This is a genomic window from Luteibaculum oceani (assembly GCF_007995015.1).
Lineage (GTDB): Bacteria > Bacteroidota > Bacteroidia > Flavobacteriales_D > Luteibaculaceae > Luteibaculum > Luteibaculum oceani.
The window spans coordinates 77,010-104,004 of record NZ_VORB01000006.1; the positions used below are offsets into that span (position 1 = coordinate 77,010).

Genomic DNA, 26,995 nt, shown 5'->3' on the forward strand with positions numbered 1-26,995 from the left:
ATGCAATCGTCTAAATACATAATCATAATAACTGTACTGTTATTGGCTAGTGATGTATTTTCTCAATTGCCAATACATAAGCAATGGGAAAATATTTACGGTACAGCAGATATGGATAATCCTGATAAACTGTTTGATTTAGGAAATGGAAATTATGCAGCCAGTGGGTTTGTAAATGGAGGACAAAATCGAGAAGATTACGGCCATTGGTTTGGTTTTGATCAAACTGGTAACGAGATAATCTCAGGAGGTACTAATGTTACGATTGAAGACTTAGTTTTATCAGCAAATAAAGAATATGTATTTGGTTACAGAGGTGTTTGCAGACAAAATTTTAAAAAAAACTTTAAGGATTTTAATCTTACCATTCTTGATTCCACAGGGGCAATTAAAACCAACTGTTTTGGAACCTATGGGGATGAATATCTAATGAGGTTTATGAACTTAAATTCCAATGGTTATTTGTTACTGGGAGATAAAGACAGTAATGATCCAGATAGTTTATACTCCCAATCAAAAGGTTCGTATGATGCATGGTTTGTGAAAACGGATAATGAGGGGCTGTTGGAGTGGGAGATGTCGATTGGTGGGAGTAATTATGATGGGGTTGCATATGCTAATCAATTGGATGATTCAACGGTTATAGCGGCGATATATTCATATTCTAATGATTCAGACTTCGCATTTTTGGAGAACGAAAATGCTGAGAGATTTTTAGTTTTCGTAGAGATAAATGTTAATGGTAAAATCAAGTATTTAAGTCAACTGCTATTTACCGATCTGTCTCAACAAACTACAGTTTCAAGTAATTCGTTAATAATCGGTGATTATTTTTATCTAGCTGGTCCAGTGGGATTTGGAGCTGGGACAAATGGTGAGTTAATTAAAATTAATTACAAGGATGGTACCGTAGCATATAAGAAAACATACGGTGGTTCGGATTTTGACGGTTTTTTCAATATTTATGGTAGAGAAAATGGGAATTTAGTTCTCGGGGGAAAAAGCAAGTCAACCGATGGGGATTTGCAAGGTAAAAATAGTCCATTTAATACCTGGATTATGGAGGTGGATACCGCAGGAAATATTGTTGATCAGATTTTCCCTCTGGGTAGGGGTACAGCTGGTTCCTTTTATGATTTTCTACTTACGGATGAGGAGGAAATAATAGTTTTATCTGCTAATGGTTCCAAAGAAAATTTCCCAGAACACTATGGTCCATTTGATCATGAAATTCCAACAGATTTTTACATTTATAAATTAGGTTACAACCCAGTTAGTTCCATATCGGATAAGGAAGGTTTTCAAGGTTCTTCCGCCTACCCCAACCCCAACAATACGGGTATTTTAAATACCAATCTTAAAGCCAATTATTCTTTGCTAGATATCCAAGGACGTACCCTTAAATCTTTTGTTCAAAGCGATGCTTTAGATATTTCGGATGTGCAAAGCGGTACCTATTTACTAAAATACGAAAGTGGAGCAACGGTTAGGATTGTTGTTGAGTAGACAACTAAAGAAGTACTTTATCCTCACCTAATAAAAAGACCCCAGCAAGTTGTTGTCGGGGTTTTTTGTGGCCGCCCAGTGAGCAGTTATTGTAGTTTTTGGCAGGTTTAAAACTCCTTCAACCTCGGGTTTTCCCAATTTCTTGGATCTTGGTTATATAGCTTGCACATGCTGTCGTAAAGTCTTGGTTCTTTTCTGGCGAAATGTTTGGGCTGCTCAAAAAAGACTTCGGCTGATACGGCAAACATTTCTAGCATGTTTTTAGCGGCATAAGTCCTAAAAAGTCTTTGGTCTCCGTTTAAAATACGTTTGCGCTTTTTCGCTGCATAAAAATGCCAATCTTTCATTCCTTGGTTGTCCAAAAACTGTCCCATTCCTTCGTCCAGTTGATTTTCATAATAAAGGCAATGAGCAAATTCGTGGAGCACCAAGTTTAAACCGTCGTCGGGAATTACAAAGCCTTTTTCTACATAAGGCCAAGTAAGTGTAACACGGTGTTTATGTGGGTTAACATCCCCTTTAAATTTTCCTGCAATATGGCGGTAGGAGTAGGGCTTAGCTGCTAAATAGATGTAGTTAAACACATCTAAAACATCCTTCTTAAACCCAAAAGTAAGCTGTACAAATCCACCGGAAATAATGAGCTCCATTTGGTTGGTAAGGTTAAGCCCAGGTGCGCATTCAAACACCGTATTTCTCTGGAAATGAAGGATCCTAAGCTGAAACGCCTTTTGAAGCTCTGGGCTTAATCCTGCGTAGTAGGGATTCCATCTATTTAGCATTCTATGGCAGTTCGCTAGAGTTCTTTTACTCGTAAAAAAGTGGTGGATTTTGTATTTCAGTCTCATGTTTGAGTTCGGAAACTAAGGTTTTTTGGTAAGAGGGATGCTTTTTTAATCAGTTCAACAAAATGCTTTATGCTATACGCTTTGCTTGCATTGGACCATAGATTAAGAGATGAATGGATGAAGGATAAATCGTTTTGGCCTAGATGCAACGGATGGACTAATCTTAAAGCTACGTTTCGGGAAGATGAAGGATGAAGGATGAGGGATAAATCGTTCTGGCCTGTGAATCTCGGGTTAATTAGCCTGTAAACTTTTTATTAAACGAGAAAAAGGATGAAAAGAGGGATAATTTGCGTTGATTTATAAGCTTCCGATTTTCCCTTAATCCCTCATCCCTAATCAAAATATTAATCTACGTAATCTGTGGTGCACCTCGATACACCCCTACGTCTAGCGGGTCGATGCGCTCGGCGAACCCTCGCTCCGATTTAGAAATAAAAAAAACTGTGGTGAATCTCGATACAAATTTGTTTGCTTCTTTTAATTTGAAGCATCCAAATTCACTCGATTTGACTGAGACAACTACCTCAGACCACAAAAAAAACTTTGTGCAACTTCGTGTCCTTTGTGGTGAAAAATAACTCTGTGAACCTCGGTGTATCTCTGTGGTGAAAAACCGTGGTGAAAAAAAAGCCACTCCAGAAATCTGAAATGGCTTTAACAATGTACAATGTCATCTCTATTAGAAAGCGACCTTGATTCCAAGTCCCGGATCTAATCCAAATCCAACTAAACCAGAGCTATGAATGTCTATCATGGGTTTCAGGTCTATACTAAAGGCAACTGGGATAGGAGGGATTTTATATTCCAAACCTACAATTCCATCAATACCAAGGCTAACTCCGTTATCGTAATCGTGGTAATACCAGTCGTAGTCTCGGTAGTATCCATCTCTACTGTAAAAGGCAACGTGACCACCAGCACCGTAGTAAACTTTAAGGCCTGGAGCACCTGTATGACTGTGATGCTCGATTAATCCAGTTAGTCCAAATCCACGGTTCCAAAAGCTCAAAATACCTTCGAAAGCTCGGTGACTATTACTAAAATGTTTAAAGGTTAATCCTGAGGTTCCTCCTGCTCTTAAACCAATGGCAGTATGATATTCTCCACTATGCTGAGCAAATAGATTGGGAGAAATGGTCAAACCAATGATAAAAGCAGAAAGACAAAATAGGTTTCTAATTGTACGTTTCATTGTTTTAGGGTTTTGGTTTGATTATGCTGTTCCAAAACCCATTCCATAGTGTTGGTTACTTTTGTTAAGTATCTGCTATACAGGTGTTTGTAAGTTTTTTTAATAGCGGCATTTACTTTTCAATTCGGAAAATATTTTCATTTTGAAAATGATGGAAAACAAAAAAAGCTACCCCGAAGAGTAGCTTTTATAATCGATTTGGATAGAAATTATCCTAAAAATGGATATCTGTAATCTGTTGGTGGAACAAAGGTTTCTTTCAATGTTCTAACCGAAGTCCAGCGAAGTAGGTTTAGGTAGAAACCAGCTTTATCATTGGTTCCAGATCCTCTAGCTCCTCCAAATGGTTGCTGTCCTACAACGGCTCCAGTTGGCTTATCATTTAAGTAGAAGTTACCTGCATTTTGCTCCAATAGATCAGTAAGCTCAGAAAGAACGTAACGGTCTTGAGAGAAAATGGCACCTGTTAGCGCATACTCCGAAGTGTCGTTAAGGATTTTAACGGTCTCTTTCCACTCGTCTTTTGGATAAACGTAAATGGTAAGTACCGGTCCAAAGATTTCCTCGCACATGGTGCGGAATTTAGGGTCTTTAGCTACAACAACAGTCGGTTCTATAAAGTAACCTTTGCTATCGTCGTAGTTTCCACCTGCAATAATTTCGGCGTCCTTAGAATCTTTTACAAAATCGATGTAAGAAGCGATTTTATCAAAGGCGCGCTTGTCTATAACGGCATTTACGAAGTTCCCGAAATCTTCGGTTGGTCCAACTTTAAAGCTGTTAACCTGCTTAACAAGTTCTTCTTTAACTTCTGGCCAGATGTTGTCAGGAATATATGCTCTAGAAGCGGCTGAACATTTCTGACCTTGGAATTCGAAAGCTCCTCTAGCTAAACCAGTAGCAACTTGTGCAGGTTTAGCGGTATGGTGTGCAAAAACGAAGTCTTTTCCACCCGTTTCACCAACTATTCTGGGGTATTGCTTATAAATGTCGATGTTATTGCCAATTTCTTTCCACAGGTGCTTAAACACGGCGGTAGATCCTGTAAAGTGTAATCCAGAGAATTCTGGATGTTTAAATACGATGTCTCCAACTTCTGGTCCGTCTGCAACAACCATGTTTATAACTCCATCGGGTAATCCAGCTTCTTTAAAAATGCGCATTACCTGGTTGGCAGAATACATTTGCGACTCTGCTGGTTTCCAAACGCAAACATTCCCCATAAGCACTGCAGACATTGGTAAGTTACCAGCGATAGCAGTAAAGTTGAACGGAGTAATTGCGAAAACAAATCCCTCTAGTGGTCTATATTCTAATCTGTTCCATGTTCCAGGGGCAGAAATAGGCTGCTTCTCATAAATCTCAGTCATGAACTCCACGTTAAAACGCAAGAAATCTGCCAATTCACAAACGGCATCAATTTCAGACTGGAAGCAGTTTTTACTTTGAGCAAGCATGGTACCGGCATTCATTTCGTAGCGGTACGGTCCAGAGATTAAATCGGCCGCTTTTAAAAAGATCGCAGCTCTGTCTTGCCAGGCCATTTTCGACCATTTTTTTCTTGCTTCAAGCGCACTGTCTATGGCTTTTTTTACGTGCTCTCCGGTTCCATACGAGTAATGACCAAGGATATGTTGATGATCGTGAGGAGGGGACATAGGCCTTTTATCGGCTGTTTCTATTTCCTCCGACCCAATGTATAGGGGAACGTGAACTTGTTTAGATCTTAGGGCTTTTAAAGTATCCTGTAATTTTTCTCTTGCTGTAGAACCTGGTTCGTATTGGTAAATAGGTTCATTAACAGCCTTTGGTACTCTAAAATAGGCGTTAGACATAAAATTGATTTTTACTTTTTATGGTTGTTTTTAATTAAGTCCAATTGGATATTGAAACCACAGCGCAGGAACACTTATAAAAAATGTTTCCCCTGTAATTTGGTCCTCAAAGGTATAGTAACCTTCCATTTTTCCGAATGGGGAGCGCAAATGACAAAAAGATGAGTATTGAAAATCCTCTCCAGGCTCTATCGTTGGTTGTTTTCCAACCACGCCTTCTCCTTCTACAAAGTGATTTTCAGAACCTGGATCCCAAATTTCCCAAAAACGCGATAATAGCTTAACGGGGTTGTTGTGGTGATTTTCTATGGCTATGGTGTAGCTAAAGAAAAAGTAAGGTGCGGTAGGATTAGACTGGTCAGCCTGATAAGCCGTTTGCACGCTTACTTTAACCTTGTATTTATCCTTAATATTCATAATCCTACTAATTAAGCACACTATTCAGTTGCTGGAACCCGATTACTCGACTACTTTCATCAGATATCCCACGAAAGTATACGAATATATGGTATTGATTTTCAGTTTGCCAATAAGATCCTTCTAAAAAAGGTTGAATTGTTCCATCCTCTTCTTTTAAAACGTAACGGTAGGAGTAAAACCCTTGTTTTATGGGGACTGTAGTCTCGTAGTGCTTACGAGTGGGGTTGTAGGAAAGCTCAAATCGCTCGCGGTGCGCAGCCCCCATCCAATTTCCTTCAATAAAAAGTTGTCCTTCGTTGTATGGGTAATCGGTTTTAAGGCTAAAAAGCACATTCAAATAGTCTGAGTCTAAATGGGGCGTGGTTCCCTGATTGTTGTATATATAGGCGTTGCCATTTAAGTCTTCGTAACTGGTGTAGGCCTCGCCAATTCTAGATATATCCCGGTACAGTTGCACAAAGAAGGGGCTTTGCTCTTTATCCAAAATATATACCCTAGCCGATTGATAGCTTAAGTCACGCAAATCGAAAATTCTATATTCATTTCCACCTGGAAAAACATTCAGGGTGTCTCCATCAAAAACCAATTCTCCGGGGCGATAGAAACGAGGTTTGAGTCCATATTTAGCGTTGCTCCAATTTCCGTTTTGCACTATAGTAGCCTGTACCTCGGTTTGTGTATTTCCGTATGGAAAATTTTGATCGTAAACCGAAAAATCGACTTCTTGGTATGCATCGCGGATCGACATTCTATCGGGCATTTTAACCTTGCCTTGCACCTTAACGGCTTCCTCATAAATCACAAAGCGCTGACGTAGGTATATCACTTTATCATCGTATGTATTAAATACTTCCACCACGTAATTGCCACTTCGTGTAAAGGCGAGTTGTTTGTTTGGGATTTCAAGCTCGTAATGGGTAAAAGGAGTAAGAGTATTAAAGCTGTAATCGTAATTCTGTATCGGCGCTTTGGGGTACCCACGTACATATTCTCCCTCTTTTAGAGATGATTTTGTCCAATTCGCATTGCAGTGAATAATACGGTAGGATAATTCTGTTGATGCATCCCCTAGTTCGTCGAATCGCAGAATAAGTGGGGAAGGGGCATTAAGTTGTATAAAGGGATAGCTTAAAGGAACTCCCTTAATGTTAAAAAGAACGGTTTGGATGTTGGGATTGAATACTTGGTTTTGGAGGACTTCGGAATTTGGGTTAGCGTGGATTTTGTATGGAATCCAGCTAGATAGAAAGATTATAAATAAGATGGCGGATAATTTTGGCATATCAATGCTTGTAAGGGTTTGATTTATAACCAATTGCTTAAAGGGTTAAGAATCTTCTTGTTGGAAGCAACAAATTTATATTTTTGTGCTCCCGAAAATAAGCCTGACCAGTTAAGGATGTCTAAAACAGTTAGAATTAAAAAGGGCCTAAATATAAATCTCGAGGGACAACCCGAGAAAATTTACGCCACAGCACCGCAACCCAAGGTGGTTGCGCTTAAACCCACCGATATTGCAGGTTTAACTCCTAAGTTAAAGGTTAAGGAAGGCCAGGAGGTACTTGCCGGAGACGCTTTGTTTTTCGACAAGGATCGTCCGGAGATCCAGTTTCCTTCTCCCGTTAGTGGCGAGGTAGCCGAAATTATCCGTGGTGCTAAAAGAAAAGTTTTGGAAATTCGCGTATTGGCCGATGCCGAAACGCGTTATCGCGAAATGGAAGTGCCGAATATAGGTACTGCTTCTGTAGACGACCTTAAGAAGGTGCTTCAGGAGTCTGGACTTTGGAGTTTTATTATCCAGAGACCATACGCGGTAGTTGCAGATCCAAAATCAGAACCTAAGGCAATTTTTATTAGTGGTTTCGATACCAATCCACTTTCTGCCGATATGGATTTCTGTCTTTTCGAACAGGAAAAAGATTTGCAAACCGGTTTAGATGTACTTTCTAAACTTACCTCTGGAAAGGTTCATTTGTCGTTATCGGCAGAGCCTGGTTACGGAGAGGCTTTCAAAAACTTGAAAGCTCCTAACCTTGAGGTGCATAAGGTTTCAGGTCCACATCCAGCAGGAAACGTTGGGGTGCAAATCCACCATATAGACCCAATTAATAAAGGAGAAATAGTTTGGACTATCACTCCTCAAGAAATGGTGTTTATCGGTAGATTATTCAACCAAAAGAAAGTAGATCTTACCAAGATAATTGCAGTTGCTGGTTCTGGAGTTAAGGCTCCAAAGCACTATAAAACTGTAGTAGGAGCTCCATTAAACGGAATCTTAGACGGAAACATTAAAGATCAGGGGGACTACAGAATTGTTTCTGGTAGTCCACTATCTGGAGAAATGGTTTCTACCGAAGGATTCCTTGGATACTATGATAATCAAGTAGCTGTGTTGCCAGAAGGTAATGATCCTAAGTTTGTTCTTACCGATGGGTGGTTAAGCCCAGGGTTTAACAGATTCTCTGCTTCTAAAGCATATCCAACTTGGTTAATTGGAAAAAACAAAAAGTACGACATAGACACCAATCTAAACGGTGAGGAGCGTGCTTTTGTAGTTTCTGGACAATACGAGAAAGTATTCCCATTTGATATTTATCCGGTTCATTTGATCAAAGCTATTTTGGCAAATGATATTGAGTTAATGGAGAACCTTGGAATTTACGAGGTGGCACCAGAAGACTTTGCGCTTTGCGAGTTTGTTTGTACTTCTAAAATAGAGGCGCAACAAATAGTAAGGGACGGAATTATGAACCTTAGAGCCGAAATGGCGTAAGAGATTACGAAATCTTAAAATTTAAAGTAGCGTGAAAGCTCTTAGAAAGTTTATAGAAGCACAGCAACCCAAATTTGATAAAGGCGGGAAGCTAGAAAAGTACTGGGTGTTTTTCGATGCCCTAGCTACGTTTGCATTCACCCCGGGGCATACCGCTCCAAGAAAGGGTGCGCATATTCGCGATGCAATCGATCTAAAGCGTACCATGATGATGGTAATTCTTGCTTTAGTACCATGTTTAATTTTTGGAATTTGGAATGCAGGTCACCAACACTTTTTAGCTGTTGGAGAAGCGGCAACTTTCATGGATAAATTCCTTTTTGGTGCCATCAGAATCCTTCCCTTAGTGGTGGTTTCTTATGGAGTTGGTTTGGCAGTGGAATTCATTTTCTGCGTTATTAAAGGTCATGCCATTCAAGAAGGATTCCTGGTTTCGGGAATGTTAATTCCACTTTGTTTACCTATCGACGTGCCTTTATGGATGGTTGCAATTGCAACAGCGTTCGCCGTACTTATCGGTAAAGAGGTATTTGGTGGAACGGGGATGAACATCCTAAACGTTGCGCTTACTGCACGTGCATTTTTATTCTTCGCATATCCAACAAAAATGTCGGGTAACGCAGTTTGGATTAACACTGCAGGAAAATCTACAGTAGATGGATTTACTGGGGCTACTGCTCTAGGAGACGCTGCTGCTAAAATGCCTATGGAAAGCTTTACTGAAAAGTATAGCCTAATGGAGGCCTTTATGGGGTATATCCCTGGATCTATTGGAGAGACCTCTACCTTGATGTGTCTTATTGGAGCGGGTCTTCTTCTTTTCACTGGAATTGCATCTTGGAGAATTATGATTTCTGCCTTTGTTGGTGGATTTGTAATGGCTTCAATCTTTAACTGGGTTGCTCCAGCAGACAATACGCTAATGCAACTTTCTCCACTTTACCATTTAAGTTTAGGAGGATTTGCTTTCGGTATGGTGTTTATGGCTACTGATCCGGTTACGGCTGCTCAAACTAATACAGGAAAAATTATCTACGGTTTCTTAATCGGTTTCCTTTCGATTATGATTCGCGTATTTAACCCTGCATATCCAGAGGGAGTATTCCTTGCGATTCTATTCATGAACGTAATGGCTCCATTGATTGATCACTATGTAATTCAGGCAAACGTTAAGAGAAGACTTGCCAGAGTAAAAACTGCAAACGCGTAATTAGATATGGCCATCAATAAGAATAGCAACGGATTTACTTTTGGATTCGCCATTATTATGGTGATTGTAGTAGGAGCAATTTTGGCTTCTGCAGCTATGGCACTTAAAAAGCCACAGACCGAAAACGTTAAGCGCGAGAAAATGAAGGACATTCTAGCTGCTGTGCAGGTAGAAGTTTCTATGGACGAGGCTCCTGAAGCGTTTAGTCAGTATGTTAAAGAACGCCTGGTTCTAGATTATAACGGAAATGTGGTTAACACTACAACCGGAGAAATTAATCCAACCGAGAAAACAGACGCTTTTAATGTAGACGTTAAAAAGGAGTTTAAATCGATTGATAACCCAGAAGAAAGAAATTACCCACTTTTTGTTTGCGAAAAGGATGGTAAAACCTTTTATGTACTTCCATTAGTTGGAAAAGGACTATGGGGACCAATTTGGGGATACTTATCTCTAAAAGACGATTTAGTAACTATTTACGGTGCTTCTTTCGACCACAAAACTGAAACTCCTGGATTAGGAGCTGAGATTAAAGAATCTTTTTTCGAAGATCAGTTTAAAGGGGAAGAGATTAAAGATGAAACGGGTGATTTCGCTGCAATCAAAGTAGTGAAAGGAAATTCCGATCCATCTGATAAGCATGCGGTAGACGGTATCACAGGTGGAACCATTACTTCGGTAGGGGTTCAGGAAATGGTAAACCGTACCCTTAAAGTTTACAACACATATTTTTCTAATAAGCAAGGATAATAAGCCTCATGAGCGATACAGCAACACAAACTCAAGAAGCGCCGGCTAAACAGTCAGAGCCTCTATTTTCTGCAAAGAATAAGAAGCTATTAACCGATCCGCTTAACGATTCTAACCCAATTACGGTTCAGGTACTTGGTATTTGTTCTGCACTTGCGGTAACTGTACAGATTAAGAACTCATTTGTAATGTCTATTTCGGTGATTGCCGTAATGGTGTTGGGTAACTTAATCGTATCTCTTTTAAGAAATGTAATTCCATCTCGAATTAGAATTATTGTGCAATTAGTAATTGTTGCATCTCTGGTAATTCTAGTAGATCAAATACTTAAGGCATACGTTTACGAAGTAAGTAAGCAACTCTCCGTATTCGTTGGACTTATTATCACCAACTGTATTATCATGGGACGCCTAGAGGCATTTGCACTAGGTAACAAGCCTTGGCCTTCTATTTTAGATGGTATTGGTAATGGTTTGGGATACGGTCTTATCCTTGTAGTAGTAGGGTTTTTCCGCGAACTATTTGGTTCTGGAAAAATTTGGGGATACCCAGTATTCGAGAAAATCGGTCTTTACGATCTAGGGTACATGAACAACAACTTGATGATTCTTCCTCCAATGGCTTTGATTATTGTAGGAGTGTACATCTGGGTTCAGCGTGCAAGAAATCCTAAACTAGTAGAAACCAACTAAGAACATATAAGCAATGTTAGATCTGGTAAACATATTTGTAAAGTCGATTTTTATCGACAACATGATTTTCGCCTACTTCTTGGGTATGTGTTCATACCTAGCGGTTTCTAAAACTGTTAAAACTGCAGTAGGTCTTGGAGCAGCTGTAATTTTCGTACTTGGAATTACTGTTCCGATAAACTATTTGTTAGAGAACTTTGTTCTTAAAGAAGGAGCGCTAGAATGGATAGACCCGTCGTTCGCATCTGTGGACTTATCTTTCCTAAGCTTCATCATGTTCATCGCCGTAATTGCATCCATGGTACAATTAGTGGAAATGATCATTGAAAAATTTGCTCCGGCATTATATGGCGCACTTGGTATTTTCTTACCTCTTATTGCGGTAAACTGTTCTATCCTTGGAGGATCATTGTTTATGCAAGAGCGTCAGTATGCAGGAATTGCAGAGGCAACAGTTTTCGGACTTGGATCTGGAGTGGGTTGGTTTTTAGCAATTGTTGCTATTGCAGCAATTAGAGAAAAAATCCGTTACTCAAACGTTCCAGCACCACTAAGAGGACTGGGTATTACTTTTATAATAACTGGGCTTATGGGATTAGCTTTCATGAGCTTTATGGGAATAGAACTTTAATAAAGAATTATAGTATTCATGGGTCCAACATTAATTACAACCATAGTTGTTTTCTTAATAGTTGTATTGCTATTGGTGAGTATCCTGCTTTATGCTAAAGCAAAATTATCGCCATCAGGAAACGTAAAGCTTTTAATTAACGGAGAGCGCGAGGTAGAAGTGCCAGCTGGTGGTACACTACTATCTACCTTAGGTAACGCAAAAATATTCCTTCCTTCTGCCTGTGGTGGAGGTGGAACTTGTGTTCAATGTAAATGTCAAGTTCCTGAAGGTGGTGGAGCTATTCTTCCAACCGAAGAACCTCACTTTACCCGTAAGGAAATTGCCGAAAACTGGCGTTTAGGATGTCAGGTAAAGGTTAAAAACGACATGAAAGTTGAGGTTCCAGAAGAGGTATTTGGAATCAAGAAATGGGAAGCAACAGTTGTTAGAAACTACAACGTAGCATCTTTTATCAAGGAGTTCGTAGTAGAAATTCCAGAAGATATGGATTACAAGGCGGGTGGATACATCCAAATTGAAATTCCTAAATGCGAAATTCCTTATTCGGATATTGATATTACTGCTCACCCGAAAGAGCATCCAGGAGAGCCTGATAAGTTTAAGTTAGAGTGGGATAAGTTTAACCTTTGGCCACTTGTAATGAAAAACAACGAGCCTGTAGAGCGTGCGTACTCTATGGCTAGTTACCCAGCAGAAGGGCGTGAGATTATGCTGAACGTGCGTATCGCTACTCCACCATGGGATAGAGAAAGAAACAAGTGGATGGATGTAAATCCAGGTATCGCTTCTTCTTACATCTTCTCAAGAAAAGTTGGAGATAAAGTAACCATCTCTGGTCCTTACGGTGAATTCTTTATTAAAGAAACCGATGCTGAAATGTTGTATATCGGTGGTGGAGCTGGAATGGCACCAATGCGTTCTCACCTTTATCACTTATTCCGTACACTTAAGACCGGAAGAAAAGTGACTTATTGGTACGGTGGACGTTCGAAAAGAGAGCTTTTCTACATCGATCACTTTAAAGCGCTAGAGAAAGATTTCCCGAATTTTAAATTCTACATGGTACTTTCTGAGCCTTTAGAAGAAGATAATTGGAAGGTAATGGAAAGCACCGAGGATGAAGGAGACGGATTCGTTGGATTTGTTCACCAAGCGGTAATCGATCAATACCTTACTAAACACGACGCACCTGAGGAAATAGAGTTCTATTTCTGTGGACCGCCAATGATGAACCAGGCGGTACTTAAAATGTGCGACGACTGGGGTGTACCAGAAGAAAATGTATCCTTCGATGACTTTGGAGGTTAATCATAAAATCAAAAAAGCTCTTCCGATTGGAGGAGCTTTTTTTTGCTTTCTACTTTGCCTGGCCTGTGGAGATTTAACAAATCAAAAGCAGGAAATAAGAGGCTATGCACAAGGCACTACCTATAATATTTCCTTTTACGGCAATGCCTCTAAATCCGAACTGCAGAGCGGAATAGATAGTATGCTGCTTCGTATGGATCATGCCTTATCCAACTATAAAGCTAGCTCGCAAATTTTCCAACTTAACCAGTCAACAGACACCATTTACACCCTTGAAGATTCTTGTGGGTTTTGGAAACGAGTATGGTTGGTAAGTAAAGAAGTGCATCAGAAATCTAAAGGTGCTTTCGATCCGAGCATTTACCCTTTGGTTAAAACCTACGGATTTGGCCCCAACCAGAAACCTAGCATAGACAGCACAGCCAATATCGACTCGCTGAAAGCTTTAGTTGGATTTGAAAATTGGTCGGCATCTTGGAAAGACGGAAAATCATTTACCCTACAAAAGCCGCTAGGTGCTCAGTTAGATTTTAACGCCGTTGCTCAAGGTATGGCAGTCGATTTAATATCTGAGTTTCTCGAAAGCAATAACATTAAAAGCTACTTCGTAGAATTAGGTGGCGAAGTACGAGTGGGAGAACCTAAACCTGGCAATTTACCTTGGGTTTTAGGAATAGAGACTCCAAACAATACCACGGAACGCACTCTTTCTGATACCCTACAGATTAAAAACATATCGGTAGCTACAAGCGGAAGCAACAGAAAGTATTACGAGCAAGACGGTAAGAGGTACAGTCACGCTATTAATGCTAAAACAGCTGCTCCGGTATCACACAATGTGCTAAGTGTAACCATCAAGCATAAAAGTTGCGCCTATGCCGATGCATGGGCCACAGCTGCTTTGGTTTTAGGAGAGGAAAGCAAGGTGCTTTTGGAAGAAGAGAGTATTGGGTTTATTTTTCAGTAGATCCCCAAGAAAAAGTGGATAAGAAATAACTTTGTTTAGAAAATAAAGTTACTTATGAAACCCTTTATTTGTCAATTAGGTTTTGTGTAATTAAGGTGATTATTATCATTTATCTGTTTTTTAGTCTAATTTTGAAGCTTTGTAATTTTTTAAAATGTACTCATAATCCTACTAGGTTATTCGTTAGTTTAAAAAAGGAGTAAACAATTTGTTTACCCTAGATTAATTTTAGGTGGTCTTTGCAGGTTATTTTTTTAGTTAGGATTAAATTTAAATATTTGATACCTATCAAATCCAATCCCCTATGTTACTAAAAGACTACTTTAAGTTTTCCCTTATTCTAATTTTTCTTTTTCAAATTGACCTTTCTAAGGCTCAAACTAATTGGCTTTGCTCCCCACCAAGCGGTGAGGATCGTGGAATGTATGTTAATGACTTCATCCACAATATGCGTTACAGTTATGGGTTTACAAATAACGGATCGCAATCACCAAGTACAGTAATCTTCCACAACGAAGATAGGGCAGACTTCGACCTTTCTATTTTAGGTAATCCCGATAAGGAAAATGCCTTGCTCTTTTATGCTGAAAAAAATCAGATTGATTATCTAATCCTATATAACACATCTGGAATTTTCAGATACGAAAATTCTCATCTGCTATCCAAGTATGAGGATTTACTCGCAGATTTTATTCAAAGAGCTGGGCCTGATATAAGGGTAGGTCTTTCATTTGGACCTGAATTCACTGAATTTGAGGGAGGAAATTACGATGAAGCACCCTCAGATGGTTTTTCCCAGGGTGGTGGAACTCCTCCGGGGCCACCAATACCAGAACCACCTATCTCTGGTGACCCTGAGAATCCTACCGAAGAGCCGGCAATAAATCTAAACGAATTAGAGAGTGGTAATACAAGAGTTTCAAAGGTAGAGATTATTGAGGCATTGGGAGGTGACACATTATTTGATGGTTGGCCAATTCTGCAAGATATAATGACCAATACACCCGATGCAGAACTCACCATAAATCATGAAATTTATGCCTTATCTCGCATGTATTCATGGGTGAAACATGCCCGTGATAATGTTGTAAACGATGATGTAAAAGTTCCTTCCGAAGCAACAACGGGCGGGGATGATGATGAGGAAAACCCACTACCCGGTGGCAACTACAGAAAAAGTTTTAGTGTCCCTTTTTTAGTTACAGAGTACGAATGGTGGCACATTGATCCGAATAATGGAGTTGATTATTCTAACAGGGAAAAAAAACGACAAGATGAGGTTTTTAAAAACGGTTTTGTAGATAAAATAGGACGGAAAAGAGCAAGTTTCAAATCAATTTTACAGGCAATGTATGCCTTCAGAACGGGAGACAATAGCATAGTTGACCAAATTTATGTTTATCAGGGATATTTCCCGAAAGATGTAAATGATGTTCTTAACGATAGTGCTGGATATCCTCCTCTTTATTTTGATTGGGCGGGGGATATTATCAATTGGTCAGATAGAGTTCTAGCTGTTAATTATACTAACGATCCTAGTAAAATAGGATTTGATGAGCCATATCTTATTCTTCATGAGTTATTCGCCAAACAATCAAAAGTAATACGTAAAAAATATGACTTTACGAACTTGCTTTCAGCACAAAATGGACATTTTTATGACCATAAAAGAGAAACAAATTATGCCCCTGCCGAAGGGATAGGTACTTTTCTTAGCAGAAAATACTCAATAGCGAGGGTTGAAGGATTAGCAAGATACGCTTGGGATAGTCTTAAGACTGAAAATCGCTTTAGCGATGATTATGATGCTAATTACTTTAAATACAAAGGTTCAGCGTGGTTCTCTTATCAAATTATGCCCTATCCATTCTACAAAAGAGGCAATACTAAGTCTGATAATCGAATTCAAAAAGGGGGTACGAAATCTATAGTGGATTTATTCCATAATTATTATACCAATAATTCTACGGCAATAGATTTTGAGGTGTATTATGTTGACGATGGAGTGGATGAGGCCCTAGCGAACACGGACTCCAGAAAATTTGATATTTATTCTACTCGAGATTTTGATATTGATACAACAAAAATGATGAGCTTCAGCAATAAGCGGTTCTCCCTACCACCTGATAATAAATACTACTATCTTGAACACGAGGACGATAATAGTTGTAAATTCACTTCAGTTCCTGTTGGGGTGTTTAAATATAATAACGACTTATACATTCGGGATTTTGAAAAGGGAGATTCTGGAGGTGAAAACCAACCAAGATCTAAGCAGGGAGTATGGAAAAGTCCCGATATAAGCATTACCAATACTACCTTTACTTCAAACAATGTTGAACGTGAGGGGTATGGTCCCACGGGTAGAAATAAGGTAAGAGTTACTATCCATAACAAAAAAGGTGGACAGGATTATTACTACAAAGAGAATACATACCGCTTAGATTTATTTTGGACTTTATTCACTCCTGGTTCTCCTTGGCCTTTGCAGTGGATAAACAATAGAAGACCATCCGATGGGAAAATTGTGGGTGATAGAATAAATATTACACCTATTTATTTAAACAAAGATATACCCGCTGGTCGCAGTGAAACCTTTGTTTATGAGTGGGATCCTTCAGAATTCGGAATTGATCCAACAATTGATCCCGATCCGCATATATGTATAACCGCAAGGCTAGTAAGGTCAGAAAATCCCTCTAATTCCTATGGGATGACTTATCAAGAGCAGGATCAATATGATGAAAATGCGTTTAATAATAATTCCTACGCGTATAAAAATGTTCGTTTTATCAACAATGGTTCCGTTTCTGGAACTGCTTCATCCAATGGTAACCTAATAAACGACGATTTTCAATATGACGCAGGTAATGAAATAGAAATACCAGATTTTACGTCCTCGAATTTAAGGTCTAGTGGAAGAATTTATTTTTCCAATACCAAAGCGGATACTTCTTTTCACAGATTAGATTTTAACCTTCAAAGCAACTCTAATGGAAAAACTATTCTAGATTATGGAAGGGTTTTTATGGAACTCAATGGGTCAATTTATGATAAGTGGAAACAAGGAAATATGCGGTCCTCCGGCATCCAACAAATTGGTGGCATCCCAGATATATCAGAGAGATTAAGGCTTTTAGAAATTACTAATAATGCAGGGTTCCTGGATAGTATGTTGTTTTTTCCTTTTGAATTCGAAAATTTTAGATTATTGTTTTTGTCCGATACCCTTGAATTTGGTTTGGATACGGTAGAGGTTCAGTTTAAACAATCTTCCGCAATGGCTGGTACGACGTTATCAAGTATGGGCGGGGCTTCTGTACTATTTACAACTGCTAACTGCCCTGCTCCCAAACTTGATTATGCTTTAGTAAACTCGGATGGTGTAATTACCATTTCAAATAGCGGTGAATTCTCAAATGCTAGCTTTACTTGGTATTCTGGTGACTCACTATTGACTAATGATAGTTTGTCTTATTTAATTCCACATGATTCTGGTTCCTTTTTTGTGGAGGCAAGCTTTACCCATGGTTGCATTTCTAGATCTGATACCATAACCATTCTTGAAGAGGAGCCTGGTTCGATTGTAATTGACAGAAATAGTGGTGCACCAACAAAATTTCTGGCAGATATGGGCTCAGAATCAGAAGTTGAGGATGGCATCGAAAAGACAGAAATTTATAGAGATAACTTTCTTGATTCAAGTTCATTAAGAAATCAACCTGAAGAAGATAAAGGAGAGTTGTATTTTTCTGTTTTCCCTAATCCTGTATCTGATGTTATAAGGGTTGTAGTTTCTGGAACGAGATTAAATGAAGATTTTACTGTAAATATATTTGATGTAAATGGTAAGTTGGTGATGACCAAACATGTTAACGAGACAAAGGTTGGTGATAAAACTGTTACAAATATGGATGTATCCAATATGGAACCATCTTCGTATTTAATTAAGGTGGTAACCGAACAAGGACAGATTAAGTCCATGCCTATAATCAAAAAATAAAATGTCTAGACGATTATTTCTTAGTATTCTGATATTTATGTCTTGGGTATTTACAGCAAATGCCCAACAGGATACGCTTTTTGAGGAGTGGAATAAAATTTACGGCTCCCATGAAGAGGAAGTGCCTGTAAACATGATTCAGTTGGATGAAAATCGCATTTTAATTTATGGGCAAATAGCGGATCCGCCGCCCCAAGGTTATATCCGAGATAGTTACTTTCTTGAAGTAGATACCAATGGGTCTATCTTAAATGAAAAAGTTGTTGATTTTGGTGGCGATGAGGTACTAAGAATGAAAGTTTTAAGTAACGGAGACCTGTTGTTATTTGGATCCTGTTCTTATTGCTATTCTGAAACCCATGAAATAGGTGGAATTGAAGGGCAACAACTCTATTATGACGTATTTGTAGCGCGCTTAGATAGGGATTTAAATGTTTTGTGGAATCGATGTTTGGGTAGTAGTGGCGATGATCAGATGTTAACGGTATATGAATTGCCTAATGGTCACATAAAAGTTTATGCCGAGCAAGATTCTAGATTTTTAGATGGTGAACCACAGAATTCCTATTATTTATATGGTAGAAAACCCTGGGTATTTGAACTGGATCTTAATGGAATAATGACAAAAAATGAGAGTTGGGATGACACAACTAGATATAAATATTCCAGTGTAAGTACGATAAAGGAAAAACCAAATGGTAATGGTCATATTGTAGTTTTAGAGCAAACATTAAAGGAATCAATTGAGACTCAGGTCTCACAGGAGTTATTGGTTTTAAGCTTTAATGAAAAAGGAGAGGCTACTGATAGTTCTTTAATCGAGCTGTCGAAAAGAAATACCTTTAATATGTCCTTTTATCATTATTTTCTAAAAAACGATAGTATATTACTCGTTGATGGAAGTTTTGAACCCTGGGACGGATCAGGATATGAACCTGAAAATTATAATGGTGGTTGGCTAGATTTGGTTTGGGCCAGAATAAATCTGAAATCCCAAATTATAGAGAGGTTGGTATTCATTGGAGATTCCACTGATGGATTTCCGCATGCATCGGACGGCGGGTCTACTTGTAGTCGATTTAATGAAAATACCTATACTAGTTATTTTTATGGTATAAAAAGGGAATACCCTTTGTTTAATCTAACAGTATCCGATGATCAACAATTAAAAGTGGAATTTGACCATCAGGGGAATATTTTAAACATGGAGGCTTTAGATGATCTTCCTTTTTGTAACCGTGAAAATAATTTTGTGAAAATTTCGTCCACCAGCTATTTTGAATTACATGCAGGTTACGATATTGAAAAAAGTGATTTTTATTTCCCCGGTTCTCGAGAAAAACCACCAAGTATCTTTATTCGCAAATGGAGTAAGCTAGCACAGGGGTCTACTTTTGCTAATTCTGAAGATCCAATAATAATATTCCCAAACCCTAGTGAAAGCGATATAATAAACCTAAACGGTAAATCAGATTTTGAGCTTTTTCAGTCTGATGGAAAATTGTTAGGTCGTTACAAGGCAAAAAACCAACTTAATATTTCTGGTCTTAGTGATGGGGTTTACCTTATTCGTCGCAGCGATGGAAAAGTAGCTCGTTTTATTAAAGAGTGAGTTGGGGGGTGCTGTCCTCGACTACGCTCGGACAGCGCGCTTCGGAGAAAAACAATCTGTGTTAATCAGTGTAATCTGTGGTAAAATTACCTCCGTGGTGCACCTCGAAATCCGGCAACCAAATGCTTTGAATCCTTTGTGGTTAACCTCGATACAAATTTGTTGGTCTTTTAATATGAAGCTTACAAATCCCCTCGATCTGATTGAAAACGCTTTCTCAGGCAATATCGAAAAAAACAATCTGTGGTAATCCGTGTAATCTGTGGTGAGTAAAAAAAACTCTGAGAACCTCTGTGGTTCACCTCGATACAATCCCGCTCACCGCGGGATCACTCGGTGACCAACCTACTTGTCGTTTTTACACTGCTCCTCGGGCTTGGCGCCACACAAACTACAAGCTTCGCCTTCTTTGTTTAAGAAAGGACTTTGACTGGCACAAGTTCCAGCGAACTCTCCGCCTTTTTTAGCCCAGATTTTAATAGCAATTCCAGCAAAAGCTAATGCTAACATTCCTATGGCTATAAGTATCAATTTCATGGTTCAAAGATAATAATTTTAATAGCCTTTACTTGCATAACACTACCCGACCGCTTCCTTTCTCGACCAAATTTAACTCTGCGGGGCTTGGACACAGCTCTACATCTCCGCTGCCATATAATTTCAAGTCGGCTCTCACACTAGCCCCCGCATTTATAGTTCTATTGGTTCGGCTGGTACAAAAAAGAAAACCAGATTCAACCTGGCTCGCATCGGTGTATCCTGTTGAGGTGTTATACACGTATAAAACCGATGTTTTTCCTCGAGCAATGATAGATCCAGGCCCTGCATGGTGGCTAAGGTGAAGGGATTCTCCACTAAATAACAGTGAAGTATTTCCCACCGATCCCCAATGATCGATAAAGAATTGCTTGCTTCGAATGGTATCTAGTACGCTTACATCTCCAACACCGTAGCATTGTATCCGCCTCAAAATGTCAAGCGGGCAGCTTATGCTTATTTCGGGTGTGTTTTCTTGGTTCTTAAGCCAGCGGCATTTATTGAGATTGTCCAGGGTTAAAACACTGTCTTTTACGGTAAAATCAATTCCGTCTATGAGATTGGAACCATGTTTTATGGTTATCTCAAAGTTTATTCCTTCGCTAATTTTAAGGGGTAAATTGTCATATAGATTTATGCTGTGGAATGCATCCACTTCTGATACCATTTCTACCCGTTCTCCGTACGATTTAAAACAATTTCCTTCTTCGTCGCTACAGGAAATTAGAAATAAACACAGGATCAAAAAGAGGTGAATTCTCATTTTGTGGACGCTAAATTTAAGGTTAGACCAATTCCGAGGTGTTCTGCTTTAGCCTCATGGGTTTTCATTAAAATGGTCAGTCCAATTTTATCATTGATCATATGCTGAATTCCTGTTCGGTGAAACATGGCTTTAATTTCTCTTTGCTTGCTGTATGCATATATTCCGGTATGAAAGAAAAGGGAGGTTTTTCCGAAGTTTAGCCTCCCACCCAAAAATGGGCCGAATTGGATATTAGGGTTTTTAACCTGCCTTTTAACCCTTCCAGATTCCAGGTCAAAATCATTTTCAATGTAAGCGCCAATAGATTGGTTATAACCAGTGAGAACACCGAGTTCCCAGTTTATATTTCTTGCACTTTTAAAATTTCTTCGCAGTTCTATGTTTCCTACCAAATATTTATTCTGGTCCAGTATCGAGAGTTCTTTTATGCCGCCATCAACGGTAATAGCCCAACTTGCTGGGTGATGGGCATTAACAGATTTTTCTGTTGGTGTTATCTTATCTGTATTTCCATTTAGAACAAATCCGAGATTAAAAGAAGGGATGTTTAGACCAAGGTTTGGTTTGCTTGTGGCTGCATTGCTGTAGTGATTTAAATCTATACCTAACGAAACAAGGTGGGGGCCGACAGCGAAGCTCTTTTGAATTTGTAAAAAAAGCGAAGCGTTTATGTGGGAACCAATCGCCAGGTTTTTTGGGTTTTTTTCTACGTGATATTTATTCGTAAGCCATGCTGGTCCACCTCCCAGAATAAAGGTTAAGGGGTATTTTCTTCGACTTAGTGGAAGGCTTACCTTATAATTGAAAGACCAGGCCGTGCCTAATAATTCTTTATTTCCTAGGTCTATAAAATGAGCTTCGTAGCCTATCTTAGCTCCGTGGAAGCTCTTCTTCCAATTTCTTTCTTTTAAATCCCAGACAGTAAAACTTAATTTAGTATTCGCCGATTTAGGAAGGTGAACCATGTCTGTACGATGGGGAATTAAAAATCCTCTTCCCACCTTAAATTCCGCCCACTGGGCTTGTGCGTTCATCCCCAGGGTTACTACAAATAATAAGCCGAGCAGTGCTTTTAACATGGTGGTAAAAATATACATTCATTGCGGTTAGCGCCATGCTTTGTTCCAGAGATATGCTGCCGTGAAAGTCTAAACCAATACCTTTGAAATCCAATAGAACCAAGATGAATACACGCGATACCCAATTAAAAGCTTTTGATAGGTTGTTAACCATAATGGATGAGCTGAGAGCTCAATGCCCGTGGGATAAAAAACAAACGCTAGAAAGCCTTCGTCACTTGAGTATTGAGGAGATATACGAATTGAGTGATGCCATTTTAGAAGGAGACCTTGAAGAAATAAAAAAGGAGCTTGGGGATATTATGCTTCACATGGTTTTTTATGCCAAGATCGCATCGGAGAAGGGTGCATTTGATATAGCAGATGCCCTAAACGGAGTTTGCGATAAATTGGTGGATAGGCACCCACATATCTACGGAGATGTAAAGGTTGAAAATGAAGAAGAGGTTAAAGCCAACTGGGAAAAATTAAAGCTAAAGCAAGGGAGTAAAGGTGTTTTGGCTGGAGTTCCAAATTCCCTGCCATCCATGGTTAAGGCTGCAAGAATTCAGGAAAAGGCTCGTGGGGTTGGATTCGATTGGGATAGAAAAGATCAAGTGTGGGCTAAAGTAGTGGAAGAATTGGAGGAGTTTAAATCCGCCGAAACCCAGGATAAAAGGGAAGCTGAATTTGGTGATTTACTTTTCTCTTTAATCAACTATGCCAGGTTCGAGAATATTAACCCCGATGAGGCATTGGAGCGAACCAATAAAAAGTTTATCAGCCGATTTAACTACCTCGAAGAAAAAAGCAAGGCCGATGGTAAGCAATGGGATGACATGAACCTTGCCGATATGGACAAGTATTGGGAAGAGGCTAAAAAGATTCAATAGGTTTTCCTGATGATATTATAAATATTATAGATTTAGATTATAGGTTTTTAAGGCGTAAATTTGCCTAATAAAATACAGGACATGGCAGTAATAGCAGTAAATGATAGCAATTTCAAGTCACAGCTTGAGGGTAAAAAAGTAATTGTAAAGTACTTCGCCGATTGGTGTGGTAGCTGCAAACTTTTTGCACCAAAATTTAAGCGTTTATCAAACGATGAGCGTTTTAGTGGCATTGAGTTTTTAGAGGTTAATGCTGAGGAGAATCCAGAATCAAGAAAATTTGTAGGGGTAGATAACCTTCCATTTTTTGCAGTAGTAGATAACGGAGAAGTTGTTGAGGGAACATCCACCAGCAAGGAGGAGTATGTGGTAAAAATGTTGGAAAAACTCGGGTAGCATGAAAATTTCAGCCATAAAAAAAGCCGTTGAGCATTACGATTTAAAGTCGCTTGAGCAGGCGGAAGAAGCCTTAATGAACGAGCAGTCTCTGCCAATAGAAATTGAGGGGGAAGACGAAGGAGAGCAATTAACGCACATAATAGCTGCCAAAGAAATAAGAAAGGAGATGGAGTCTGGGGTAGATTCTAAACAAGCTCTTCGCAATTATACGCAGCGAGTTAGAAACAGTATTTCGTAGTTACTAACATACTGTTGATAACTCTAATTGGTTAAATTACAGTGTGTTAGAGTGAATTATTAACAAGATTAACAAGAGATTGTTAATTACTTAAGAGCGAGGCGGACAGCTTCGCTCTTCTTTTGTGGAAATTAGTAGTCACGTAAAGTGTCTTCTTTTATGCGCTACTTTTTAACCACATTCTTTTTAATTGGCTGGATCTCATCCTTTTGCCAGTGGGTAACCGTAGAGCCAAGGGATGTTAAGAAACTTTGTAGGGAGAAAATTCGAGTTTTCGAACTAAAGGAGGCCAACGATGAAGCAAAGGAGTTGAATGCTGTCATCAAGAAGTTTTTCACCAAAACTTGGGATATGTGCGAGGTGCAGTTTATACCGCATCAAGACAATAATCCCGAATACGAAAAGGAAGGTTTTCATATAGCCTTTTACTTTACCCAGAATCCACCTGATAAATCCCTGATTGGAAAGAATGAAAAGGGTGATTTTAATTTTCACCTAAATTTCAATAGCTGCAAGCCTGCGGATCGAGAATTAGCGCATTATCAGCGATCACTTATCTCTTACGATTTATGGAGAGATATACCTGGTACCATTGCTGATACAGCCCAAAGCATAGAGGATGCCCTTATAAGTTATACCTATAATATCGGATTGAAAAACAAGTTGGCACTTACGCTTCATTGTTTTAAAACCCTTCTCGAGGATATTGTAGAAAACAAAAAGTCTACCATAGAAGATTTGGCGCAAAAGAATATTGCAACCGCAAATTACCCCATTCTGGTTTTTAATAAAGGAGACTTACCTAACTCCATTAACAAGGAAGATGAGTTTAAAAAATACACCAAACGAAAAGTGTTGTTGGTGGAGCCCAAATATTTTAAGAATAGCAAACAGGGCTTTGTAGAAGTTGGGGTAGTTTTAATTTATCCGTACCGAGGAAAGGATAAACAGGATATTATAAGCGTTTACGAAATTAATTCCGGTAAGTTAATCGGAAGATTTAATACAGTATTAGACAAAGCTGGAACCATCACCAAAAAGGAGGTTATTCAAATACTGGATAATTTAGAAATGGTGTAGTGGAATACTCAGTATGGAGGTAAAAAAAAAGACCGACGATTTCGCCGGTCTTTTTTTATTGAAAGTATTTTGGTTAGTGAGTTGCAAGGTAATCTGCAATTCCTTCGTGAGATGCATTTAATCCATCTTCACCTTTTTTCCAGTTTGCTGGACAAACTTCTCCTTTTTCTTCGAAGTACTGAAGAGAATCAACCATTCTTAATGCTTCTTCAACGTTTCTTCCAAGTGGAAGGTCATTAACAACTTGGTGACGAACAACACCTTCTTTGTCGATAAGGAATAAACCACGGTATGCGATCATTTCTCCGTGAGCAATCATCTCACCGTCTTCGTTGTAATCCCATTCTCCTGCTAAAACATCGTAGTTGGTAGAAATGGTTTTGTTAGTATCCGCAACTAGTGGGTAAGTAATACCTTCTATTCCACCTTTGTCTTTCGGTACTTGTAACCATCCCCAGTGGCTTTGCTCTGTATCTGTTGAAACTGCAACAACAGCAGTGTCACGAGATTCGAACTCAGCAAGTTTAGCTTGGAAAGCGTGTAACTCGGTTGGGCATACAAAAGTGAAATCCTTTGGATAGAAGAATAATACTACGTACTTCTTCCCCTTGTACTGATCTAATGAGAAGTTATCTACGATCTCTTCTCCGTTTATTACTGCAGATGCAGTGAATTTTGGTGCTTCTTGTCCTACTAGAACTGCCATGTTATTCGGTTTATGTTTAAACTAATTTTCTGGTACAAAAGTACGCTTTGAAATGAGATTTTAAGCCCATTTCAAATTGTAATTTCTGATAAGAATATAGAGGATAACTATACTAGGAAGTAGTAGATAAGCAAACCTGATATTATTGCTGCGAATTTCGAAGCTTTTAACCGGTGCCCATCCTCCACCTCGAATAGTATGGTGGTACTTACATGAAGAAAAATACCCACTGCAAATGCCGAACTAAGGTTGCTAAAGCGTTCGCTTATTATTTGCTCTGGGAAAAAATGCAGTGCAACTATAACAATGGGGGCAGAAAGGCAGAAAAGTCCAAACCAAATCCATCTGCTATAATTTTTAAGAGGTGTGGTCTTTAGGATGGATGCAAGGGTTAAAGCAATGGGGAATTTATGAAGTGCAATTCCAGTTAAATAGGTATTTCCCGAGCCTACATGGTTATGGCCACCAATGGGCATGGCTTCTAGCATAGAGTGTAATGATAATCCACCTATAACCAATAGTGGAAAGTACTTGCTAAAGTGCCCGTGACTGTGGTAATGTCCATGCTCAACTCCTTTGGTTACACTTTCTAAAATTACCTGAGCAAAAAATCCTAAAAGCACAAAGACACCCACAGTGGCTCCTTCGTGGTGATAGGCTTCTGGTAACAGGTGACAAAAGGATAAAGCCAATAAAAATGAACCCGAAAGCGAAAGCAAGGGTTTAATCCATCCTTGAGACTTAAGGGAACCGTTTAGAATGATAATTCCTGGAATTACCGTAACTAAAAGGAGTACAACTATTTGTGCTGTTGGCAAGGCTATCTTTTTTGGGCTACCAAAATAAGTCTTTCGGAGCTATCCTTACGGAAGGGTTTAAGGTCGTAATTACCGAAGGTATTTCTTAAATCAAACCCCGCATTACTCAATAAAAATTCGAAATCCACCAGTTCTAAAGCCTGAACCTTTTCGTGGAAGGTGTAGGGTTTATTCATGTGTTCGAAGCTTATGGTTTTAATAATATAACCTTGCTCCACGGTTCTGTTGATGTGAAAAGTAATCCCATCAATTTCCTTCACTTCTTCGTCCACCAAGTTTTTAATCACTTTGGTAGCGTTTAAGAAGTCAATAACCAATATCCCTTTATACTTAAGGTTTTTTCTAACTGCATTAAGGGTTTTGAGGTTGTCTGCTGTGTTGGAGAAGTAGCCGAAACTGGTGAAGAAATTGGTTACCAAGTCTGCCTCAACATCCGGGTACACCAATCGCATATCATGGACATCGAATTTTAATTTTTCGTTCTCCATTTTCTTGGCTTCCGCAATGTTCTCCTCTGAAAGGTCAAGTCCCAAAACTCGGTAACCGAGTTGGTTCATTTTTACGGAGTGTCGGCCCTTACCACAAGCCAGATCAACAATTTCTGCATCTTCCCCCAGCTTTAGGAAATCCATCAGGTTTTCTATGAACTTTCCCGCTTCATCTTTATTCCTATCCTTATAAAGGATATGATAAAATGGACTGTTGAACCATTCAACAAACCAATTTTTCGATACTTCCATTGCCACT

General features: G+C 39.1%; 25 protein-coding genes. 14 read left to right on the plus strand and 11 right to left on the minus strand.

Going from position 1 to position 26,995, the window contains the following annotated elements:
• Positions 1 to 1,506 carry a T9SS type A sorting domain-containing protein gene (locus tag FRX97_RS07605; protein WP_147014600.1) on the plus strand — a complete coding sequence of 502 codons (1,506 nt, stop codon included), beginning with the start codon at positions 1 to 3 and terminating at the stop codon, positions 1,504 to 1,506.
• A gap of 107 nt (positions 1,507 to 1,613) precedes the next feature.
• On the opposite strand, the gene FRX97_RS07610 is transcribed toward FRX97_RS07605, so the two are convergent.
• The 5 genes from FRX97_RS07610 to FRX97_RS07630 form a co-directional block, all read right to left on the minus strand.
• On the minus strand, positions 1,614 to 2,354 hold the full coding sequence (locus tag FRX97_RS07610; RefSeq protein WP_147014601.1) for a zinc-dependent peptidase: 741 nt from the start codon (positions 2,352 to 2,354) through the stop codon (positions 1,614 to 1,616).
• 682 nt (positions 2,355 to 3,036) lie between these two features.
• Positions 3,037 to 3,549, minus strand: coding sequence for a hypothetical protein (locus tag FRX97_RS07615; protein WP_147014602.1), 513 nt, complete (start codon positions 3,547 to 3,549; stop codon positions 3,037 to 3,039).
• A gap of 209 nt (positions 3,550 to 3,758) precedes the next feature.
• Positions 3,759 to 5,384 (minus strand): L-glutamate gamma-semialdehyde dehydrogenase, encoded by a 1,626-nt coding sequence (gene pruA / locus FRX97_RS07620; RefSeq protein ID WP_147014603.1) that lies wholly within the window; start codon positions 5,382 to 5,384, stop codon positions 3,759 to 3,761.
• 30 nt (positions 5,385 to 5,414) lie between these two features.
• Positions 5,415 to 5,801, minus strand: a complete 387-nt coding sequence (apaG, locus tag FRX97_RS07625) for a Co2+/Mg2+ efflux protein ApaG (RefSeq protein ID WP_147014604.1) — start codon at positions 5,799 to 5,801, stop codon at positions 5,415 to 5,417.
• 7 nt (positions 5,802 to 5,808) lie between these two features.
• On the minus strand, positions 5,809 to 7,086 hold the full coding sequence (locus FRX97_RS07630; RefSeq protein ID WP_147014605.1) for a type IX secretion system plug protein: 1,278 nt from the start codon (positions 7,084 to 7,086) through the stop codon (positions 5,809 to 5,811).
• Positions 7,087 to 7,203: 117 nt separating this feature from the next.
• On the opposite strand from FRX97_RS07630, the gene FRX97_RS07635 reads away from it, so the two are divergent.
• The 9 genes from FRX97_RS07635 (at position 7,204) to FRX97_RS07675 (ending at position 19,753) form a co-directional block, all read left to right on the plus strand.
• Complete coding sequence (locus FRX97_RS07635) at positions 7,204 to 8,577, plus strand: Na(+)-translocating NADH-quinone reductase subunit A (RefSeq protein WP_147014606.1); 1,374 nt, start codon at positions 7,204 to 7,206, stop codon at positions 8,575 to 8,577.
• 31 nt (positions 8,578 to 8,608) lie between these two features.
• A complete protein-coding gene (locus tag FRX97_RS07640; RefSeq protein WP_147014607.1) occupies positions 8,609 to 9,787 on the plus strand; it encodes an NADH:ubiquinone reductase (Na(+)-transporting) subunit B in 1,179 nt (392 codons plus the stop codon).
• Between the two features lie 6 nt (positions 9,788 to 9,793).
• Positions 9,794 to 10,537: an NADH:ubiquinone reductase (Na(+)-transporting) subunit C gene (gene nqrC / locus FRX97_RS07645; RefSeq protein ID WP_223266587.1), complete on the plus strand. Its 744-nt coding sequence runs from the start codon at positions 9,794 to 9,796 to the stop codon at positions 10,535 to 10,537.
• Between the two features lie 8 nt (positions 10,538 to 10,545).
• Positions 10,546 to 11,229: an NADH:ubiquinone reductase (Na(+)-transporting) subunit D gene (locus FRX97_RS07650; protein ID WP_147014608.1), complete on the plus strand. Its 684-nt coding sequence runs from the start codon at positions 10,546 to 10,548 to the stop codon at positions 11,227 to 11,229.
• A gap of 13 nt (positions 11,230 to 11,242) precedes the next feature.
• Positions 11,243 to 11,860 carry an NADH:ubiquinone reductase (Na(+)-transporting) subunit E gene (gene nqrE, locus FRX97_RS07655; RefSeq protein WP_147014609.1) on the plus strand — a complete coding sequence of 206 codons (618 nt, stop codon included), beginning with the start codon at positions 11,243 to 11,245 and terminating at the stop codon, positions 11,858 to 11,860.
• Between the two features lie 18 nt (positions 11,861 to 11,878).
• The gene (gene nqrF / locus FRX97_RS07660; protein ID WP_147014610.1) at positions 11,879 to 13,171 is read left to right on the plus strand and encodes an NADH:ubiquinone reductase (Na(+)-transporting) subunit F; all 1,293 of its coding nucleotides are present in this window, start codon (positions 11,879 to 11,881) and stop codon (positions 13,169 to 13,171) included.
• Complete coding sequence (locus tag FRX97_RS07665) at positions 13,155 to 14,138, plus strand: FAD:protein FMN transferase (protein ID WP_170227072.1); 984 nt, start codon at positions 13,155 to 13,157, stop codon at positions 14,136 to 14,138. Before nqrF ends, FRX97_RS07665 begins: the two co-directional genes overlap by 17 nt.
• A gap of 304 nt (positions 14,139 to 14,442) precedes the next feature.
• Entirely contained in the window at positions 14,443 to 18,141 is a 3,699-nt protein-coding gene (locus FRX97_RS07670; protein WP_147014612.1) for a T9SS type A sorting domain-containing protein, read from the plus strand.
• 1 nt (position 18,142) lies between these two features.
• A complete protein-coding gene (locus FRX97_RS07675) occupies positions 18,143 to 19,753 on the plus strand; it encodes a T9SS type A sorting domain-containing protein (protein ID WP_147014613.1) in 1,611 nt (536 codons plus the stop codon).
• Between the two features lie 345 nt (positions 19,754 to 20,098).
• Here the strand turns inward: FRX97_RS07675 and FRX97_RS07680 are convergent, their stop codons facing one another.
• Genes FRX97_RS07680 through FRX97_RS07690 form a run of 3 tightly spaced genes read right to left on the minus strand, consistent with a single transcriptional unit; the run spans position 20,099 to position 22,135 of the window.
• Entirely contained in the window at positions 20,099 to 20,290 is a 192-nt protein-coding gene (locus FRX97_RS07680) for a membrane or secreted protein (protein ID WP_147014614.1), read from the minus strand.
• 28 nt (positions 20,291 to 20,318) lie between these two features.
• The gene (locus FRX97_RS07685; protein WP_147014615.1) at positions 20,319 to 21,053 is read right to left on the minus strand and encodes a GIN domain-containing protein; all 735 of its coding nucleotides are present in this window, start codon (positions 21,051 to 21,053) and stop codon (positions 20,319 to 20,321) included.
• Positions 21,050 to 22,135 (minus strand): acyloxyacyl hydrolase, encoded by a 1,086-nt coding sequence (locus FRX97_RS07690; protein WP_170227073.1) that lies wholly within the window; start codon positions 22,133 to 22,135, stop codon positions 21,050 to 21,052. Before FRX97_RS07690 ends, FRX97_RS07685 begins: the two co-directional genes overlap by 4 nt.
• A gap of 104 nt (positions 22,136 to 22,239) precedes the next feature.
• Between FRX97_RS07690 and mazG the strand changes: the two genes are divergently transcribed.
• The 4 genes from mazG to FRX97_RS07710 all read left to right on the plus strand — a co-directional run bounded on the left by mazG (position 22,240) and on the right by FRX97_RS07710 (position 24,724).
• On the plus strand, positions 22,240 to 23,007 hold the full coding sequence (gene mazG / locus FRX97_RS07695; RefSeq protein WP_147014731.1) for a nucleoside triphosphate pyrophosphohydrolase: 768 nt from the start codon (positions 22,240 to 22,242) through the stop codon (positions 23,005 to 23,007).
• Between the two features lie 81 nt (positions 23,008 to 23,088).
• Positions 23,089 to 23,403 (plus strand): thioredoxin family protein, encoded by a 315-nt coding sequence (locus tag FRX97_RS07700; RefSeq protein WP_147014617.1) that lies wholly within the window; start codon positions 23,089 to 23,091, stop codon positions 23,401 to 23,403.
• 1 nt (position 23,404) lies between these two features.
• Positions 23,405 to 23,644, plus strand: coding sequence for a DUF6952 family protein (locus FRX97_RS07705; RefSeq protein WP_147014618.1), 240 nt, complete (start codon positions 23,405 to 23,407; stop codon positions 23,642 to 23,644).
• 159 nt (positions 23,645 to 23,803) lie between these two features.
• Positions 23,804 to 24,724 (plus strand): hypothetical protein, encoded by a 921-nt coding sequence (locus FRX97_RS07710; protein ID WP_147014619.1) that lies wholly within the window; start codon positions 23,804 to 23,806, stop codon positions 24,722 to 24,724.
• A gap of 73 nt (positions 24,725 to 24,797) precedes the next feature.
• On the opposite strand, the gene FRX97_RS07715 is transcribed toward FRX97_RS07710, so the two are convergent.
• From FRX97_RS07715 to FRX97_RS07725, 3 genes are all read right to left on the minus strand, one after another.
• The gene (locus FRX97_RS07715) at positions 24,798 to 25,430 is read right to left on the minus strand and encodes a peroxiredoxin (protein WP_147014620.1); all 633 of its coding nucleotides are present in this window, start codon (positions 25,428 to 25,430) and stop codon (positions 24,798 to 24,800) included.
• 107 nt (positions 25,431 to 25,537) lie between these two features.
• The gene (locus FRX97_RS07720) at positions 25,538 to 26,248 is read right to left on the minus strand and encodes a ZIP family metal transporter (RefSeq protein ID WP_170227074.1); all 711 of its coding nucleotides are present in this window, start codon (positions 26,246 to 26,248) and stop codon (positions 25,538 to 25,540) included.
• A gap of 2 nt (positions 26,249 to 26,250) precedes the next feature.
• Entirely contained in the window at positions 26,251 to 26,988 is a 738-nt protein-coding gene (locus FRX97_RS07725; protein ID WP_147014622.1) for a class I SAM-dependent methyltransferase, read from the minus strand.
• Between the last annotated feature and the right edge of the window lie 7 nt (positions 26,989 to 26,995).

Excerpts from the sequence above, each read along its gene's own strand:
- FRX97_RS07650 (WP_147014608.1), top strand. The coding sequence starts at position 10,546 with ATGAGCGATACAGCAACACAAACTCAAGAAGCGCCGGCTAAACAGTCA.
- FRX97_RS07605 (WP_147014600.1), top strand. The coding sequence starts at position 1 with ATGCAATCGTCTAAATACATAATCATAATAACTGTACTGTTATTGGCT.
- nqrE (WP_147014609.1), top strand. The coding sequence starts at position 11,243 with ATGTTAGATCTGGTAAACATATTTGTAAAGTCGATTTTTATCGACAAC.
- FRX97_RS07690 (WP_170227073.1), bottom strand. The coding sequence starts at position 22,135 with ATGTTAAAAGCACTGCTCGGCTTATTATTTGTAGTAACCCTGGGGATG.
- FRX97_RS07705 (WP_147014618.1), top strand. The coding sequence starts at position 23,405 with ATGAAAATTTCAGCCATAAAAAAAGCCGTTGAGCATTACGATTTAAAG.
- FRX97_RS07725 (WP_147014622.1), bottom strand. The coding sequence starts at position 26,988 with ATGGAAGTATCGAAAAATTGGTTTGTTGAATGGTTCAACAGTCCATTT.
- FRX97_RS07715 (WP_147014620.1), bottom strand. The coding sequence starts at position 25,430 with ATGGCAGTTCTAGTAGGACAAGAAGCACCAAAATTCACTGCATCTGCA.
- FRX97_RS07670 (WP_147014612.1), top strand. The coding sequence starts at position 14,443 with ATGTTACTAAAAGACTACTTTAAGTTTTCCCTTATTCTAATTTTTCTT.
- FRX97_RS07665 (WP_170227072.1), top strand. The coding sequence starts at position 13,155 with ATGACTTTGGAGGTTAATCATAAAATCAAAAAAGCTCTTCCGATTGGA.
- FRX97_RS07700 (WP_147014617.1), top strand. The coding sequence starts at position 23,089 with ATGGCAGTAATAGCAGTAAATGATAGCAATTTCAAGTCACAGCTTGAG.
- FRX97_RS07685 (WP_147014615.1), bottom strand. The coding sequence starts at position 21,053 with ATGAGAATTCACCTCTTTTTGATCCTGTGTTTATTTCTAATTTCCTGT.
- FRX97_RS07680 (WP_147014614.1), bottom strand. The coding sequence starts at position 20,290 with ATGAAATTGATACTTATAGCCATAGGAATGTTAGCATTAGCTTTTGCT.
- FRX97_RS07615 (WP_147014602.1), bottom strand. The coding sequence starts at position 3,549 with ATGAAACGTACAATTAGAAACCTATTTTGTCTTTCTGCTTTTATCATT.
- FRX97_RS07635 (WP_147014606.1), top strand. The coding sequence starts at position 7,204 with ATGTCTAAAACAGTTAGAATTAAAAAGGGCCTAAATATAAATCTCGAG.
- nqrC (WP_223266587.1), top strand. The coding sequence starts at position 9,794 with ATGGCCATCAATAAGAATAGCAACGGATTTACTTTTGGATTCGCCATT.
- mazG (WP_147014731.1), top strand. The coding sequence starts at position 22,240 with ATGAATACACGCGATACCCAATTAAAAGCTTTTGATAGGTTGTTAACC.
- apaG (WP_147014604.1), bottom strand. The coding sequence starts at position 5,801 with ATGAATATTAAGGATAAATACAAGGTTAAAGTAAGCGTGCAAACGGCT.
- FRX97_RS07675 (WP_147014613.1), top strand. The coding sequence starts at position 18,143 with ATGTCTAGACGATTATTTCTTAGTATTCTGATATTTATGTCTTGGGTA.
- FRX97_RS07630 (WP_147014605.1), bottom strand. The coding sequence starts at position 7,086 with ATGCCAAAATTATCCGCCATCTTATTTATAATCTTTCTATCTAGCTGG.
- pruA (WP_147014603.1), bottom strand. The coding sequence starts at position 5,384 with ATGTCTAACGCCTATTTTAGAGTACCAAAGGCTGTTAATGAACCTATT.
- FRX97_RS07710 (WP_147014619.1), top strand. The coding sequence starts at position 23,804 with ATGCGCTACTTTTTAACCACATTCTTTTTAATTGGCTGGATCTCATCC.
- nqrF (WP_147014610.1), top strand. The coding sequence starts at position 11,879 with ATGGGTCCAACATTAATTACAACCATAGTTGTTTTCTTAATAGTTGTA.
- FRX97_RS07610 (WP_147014601.1), bottom strand. The coding sequence starts at position 2,354 with ATGAGACTGAAATACAAAATCCACCACTTTTTTACGAGTAAAAGAACT.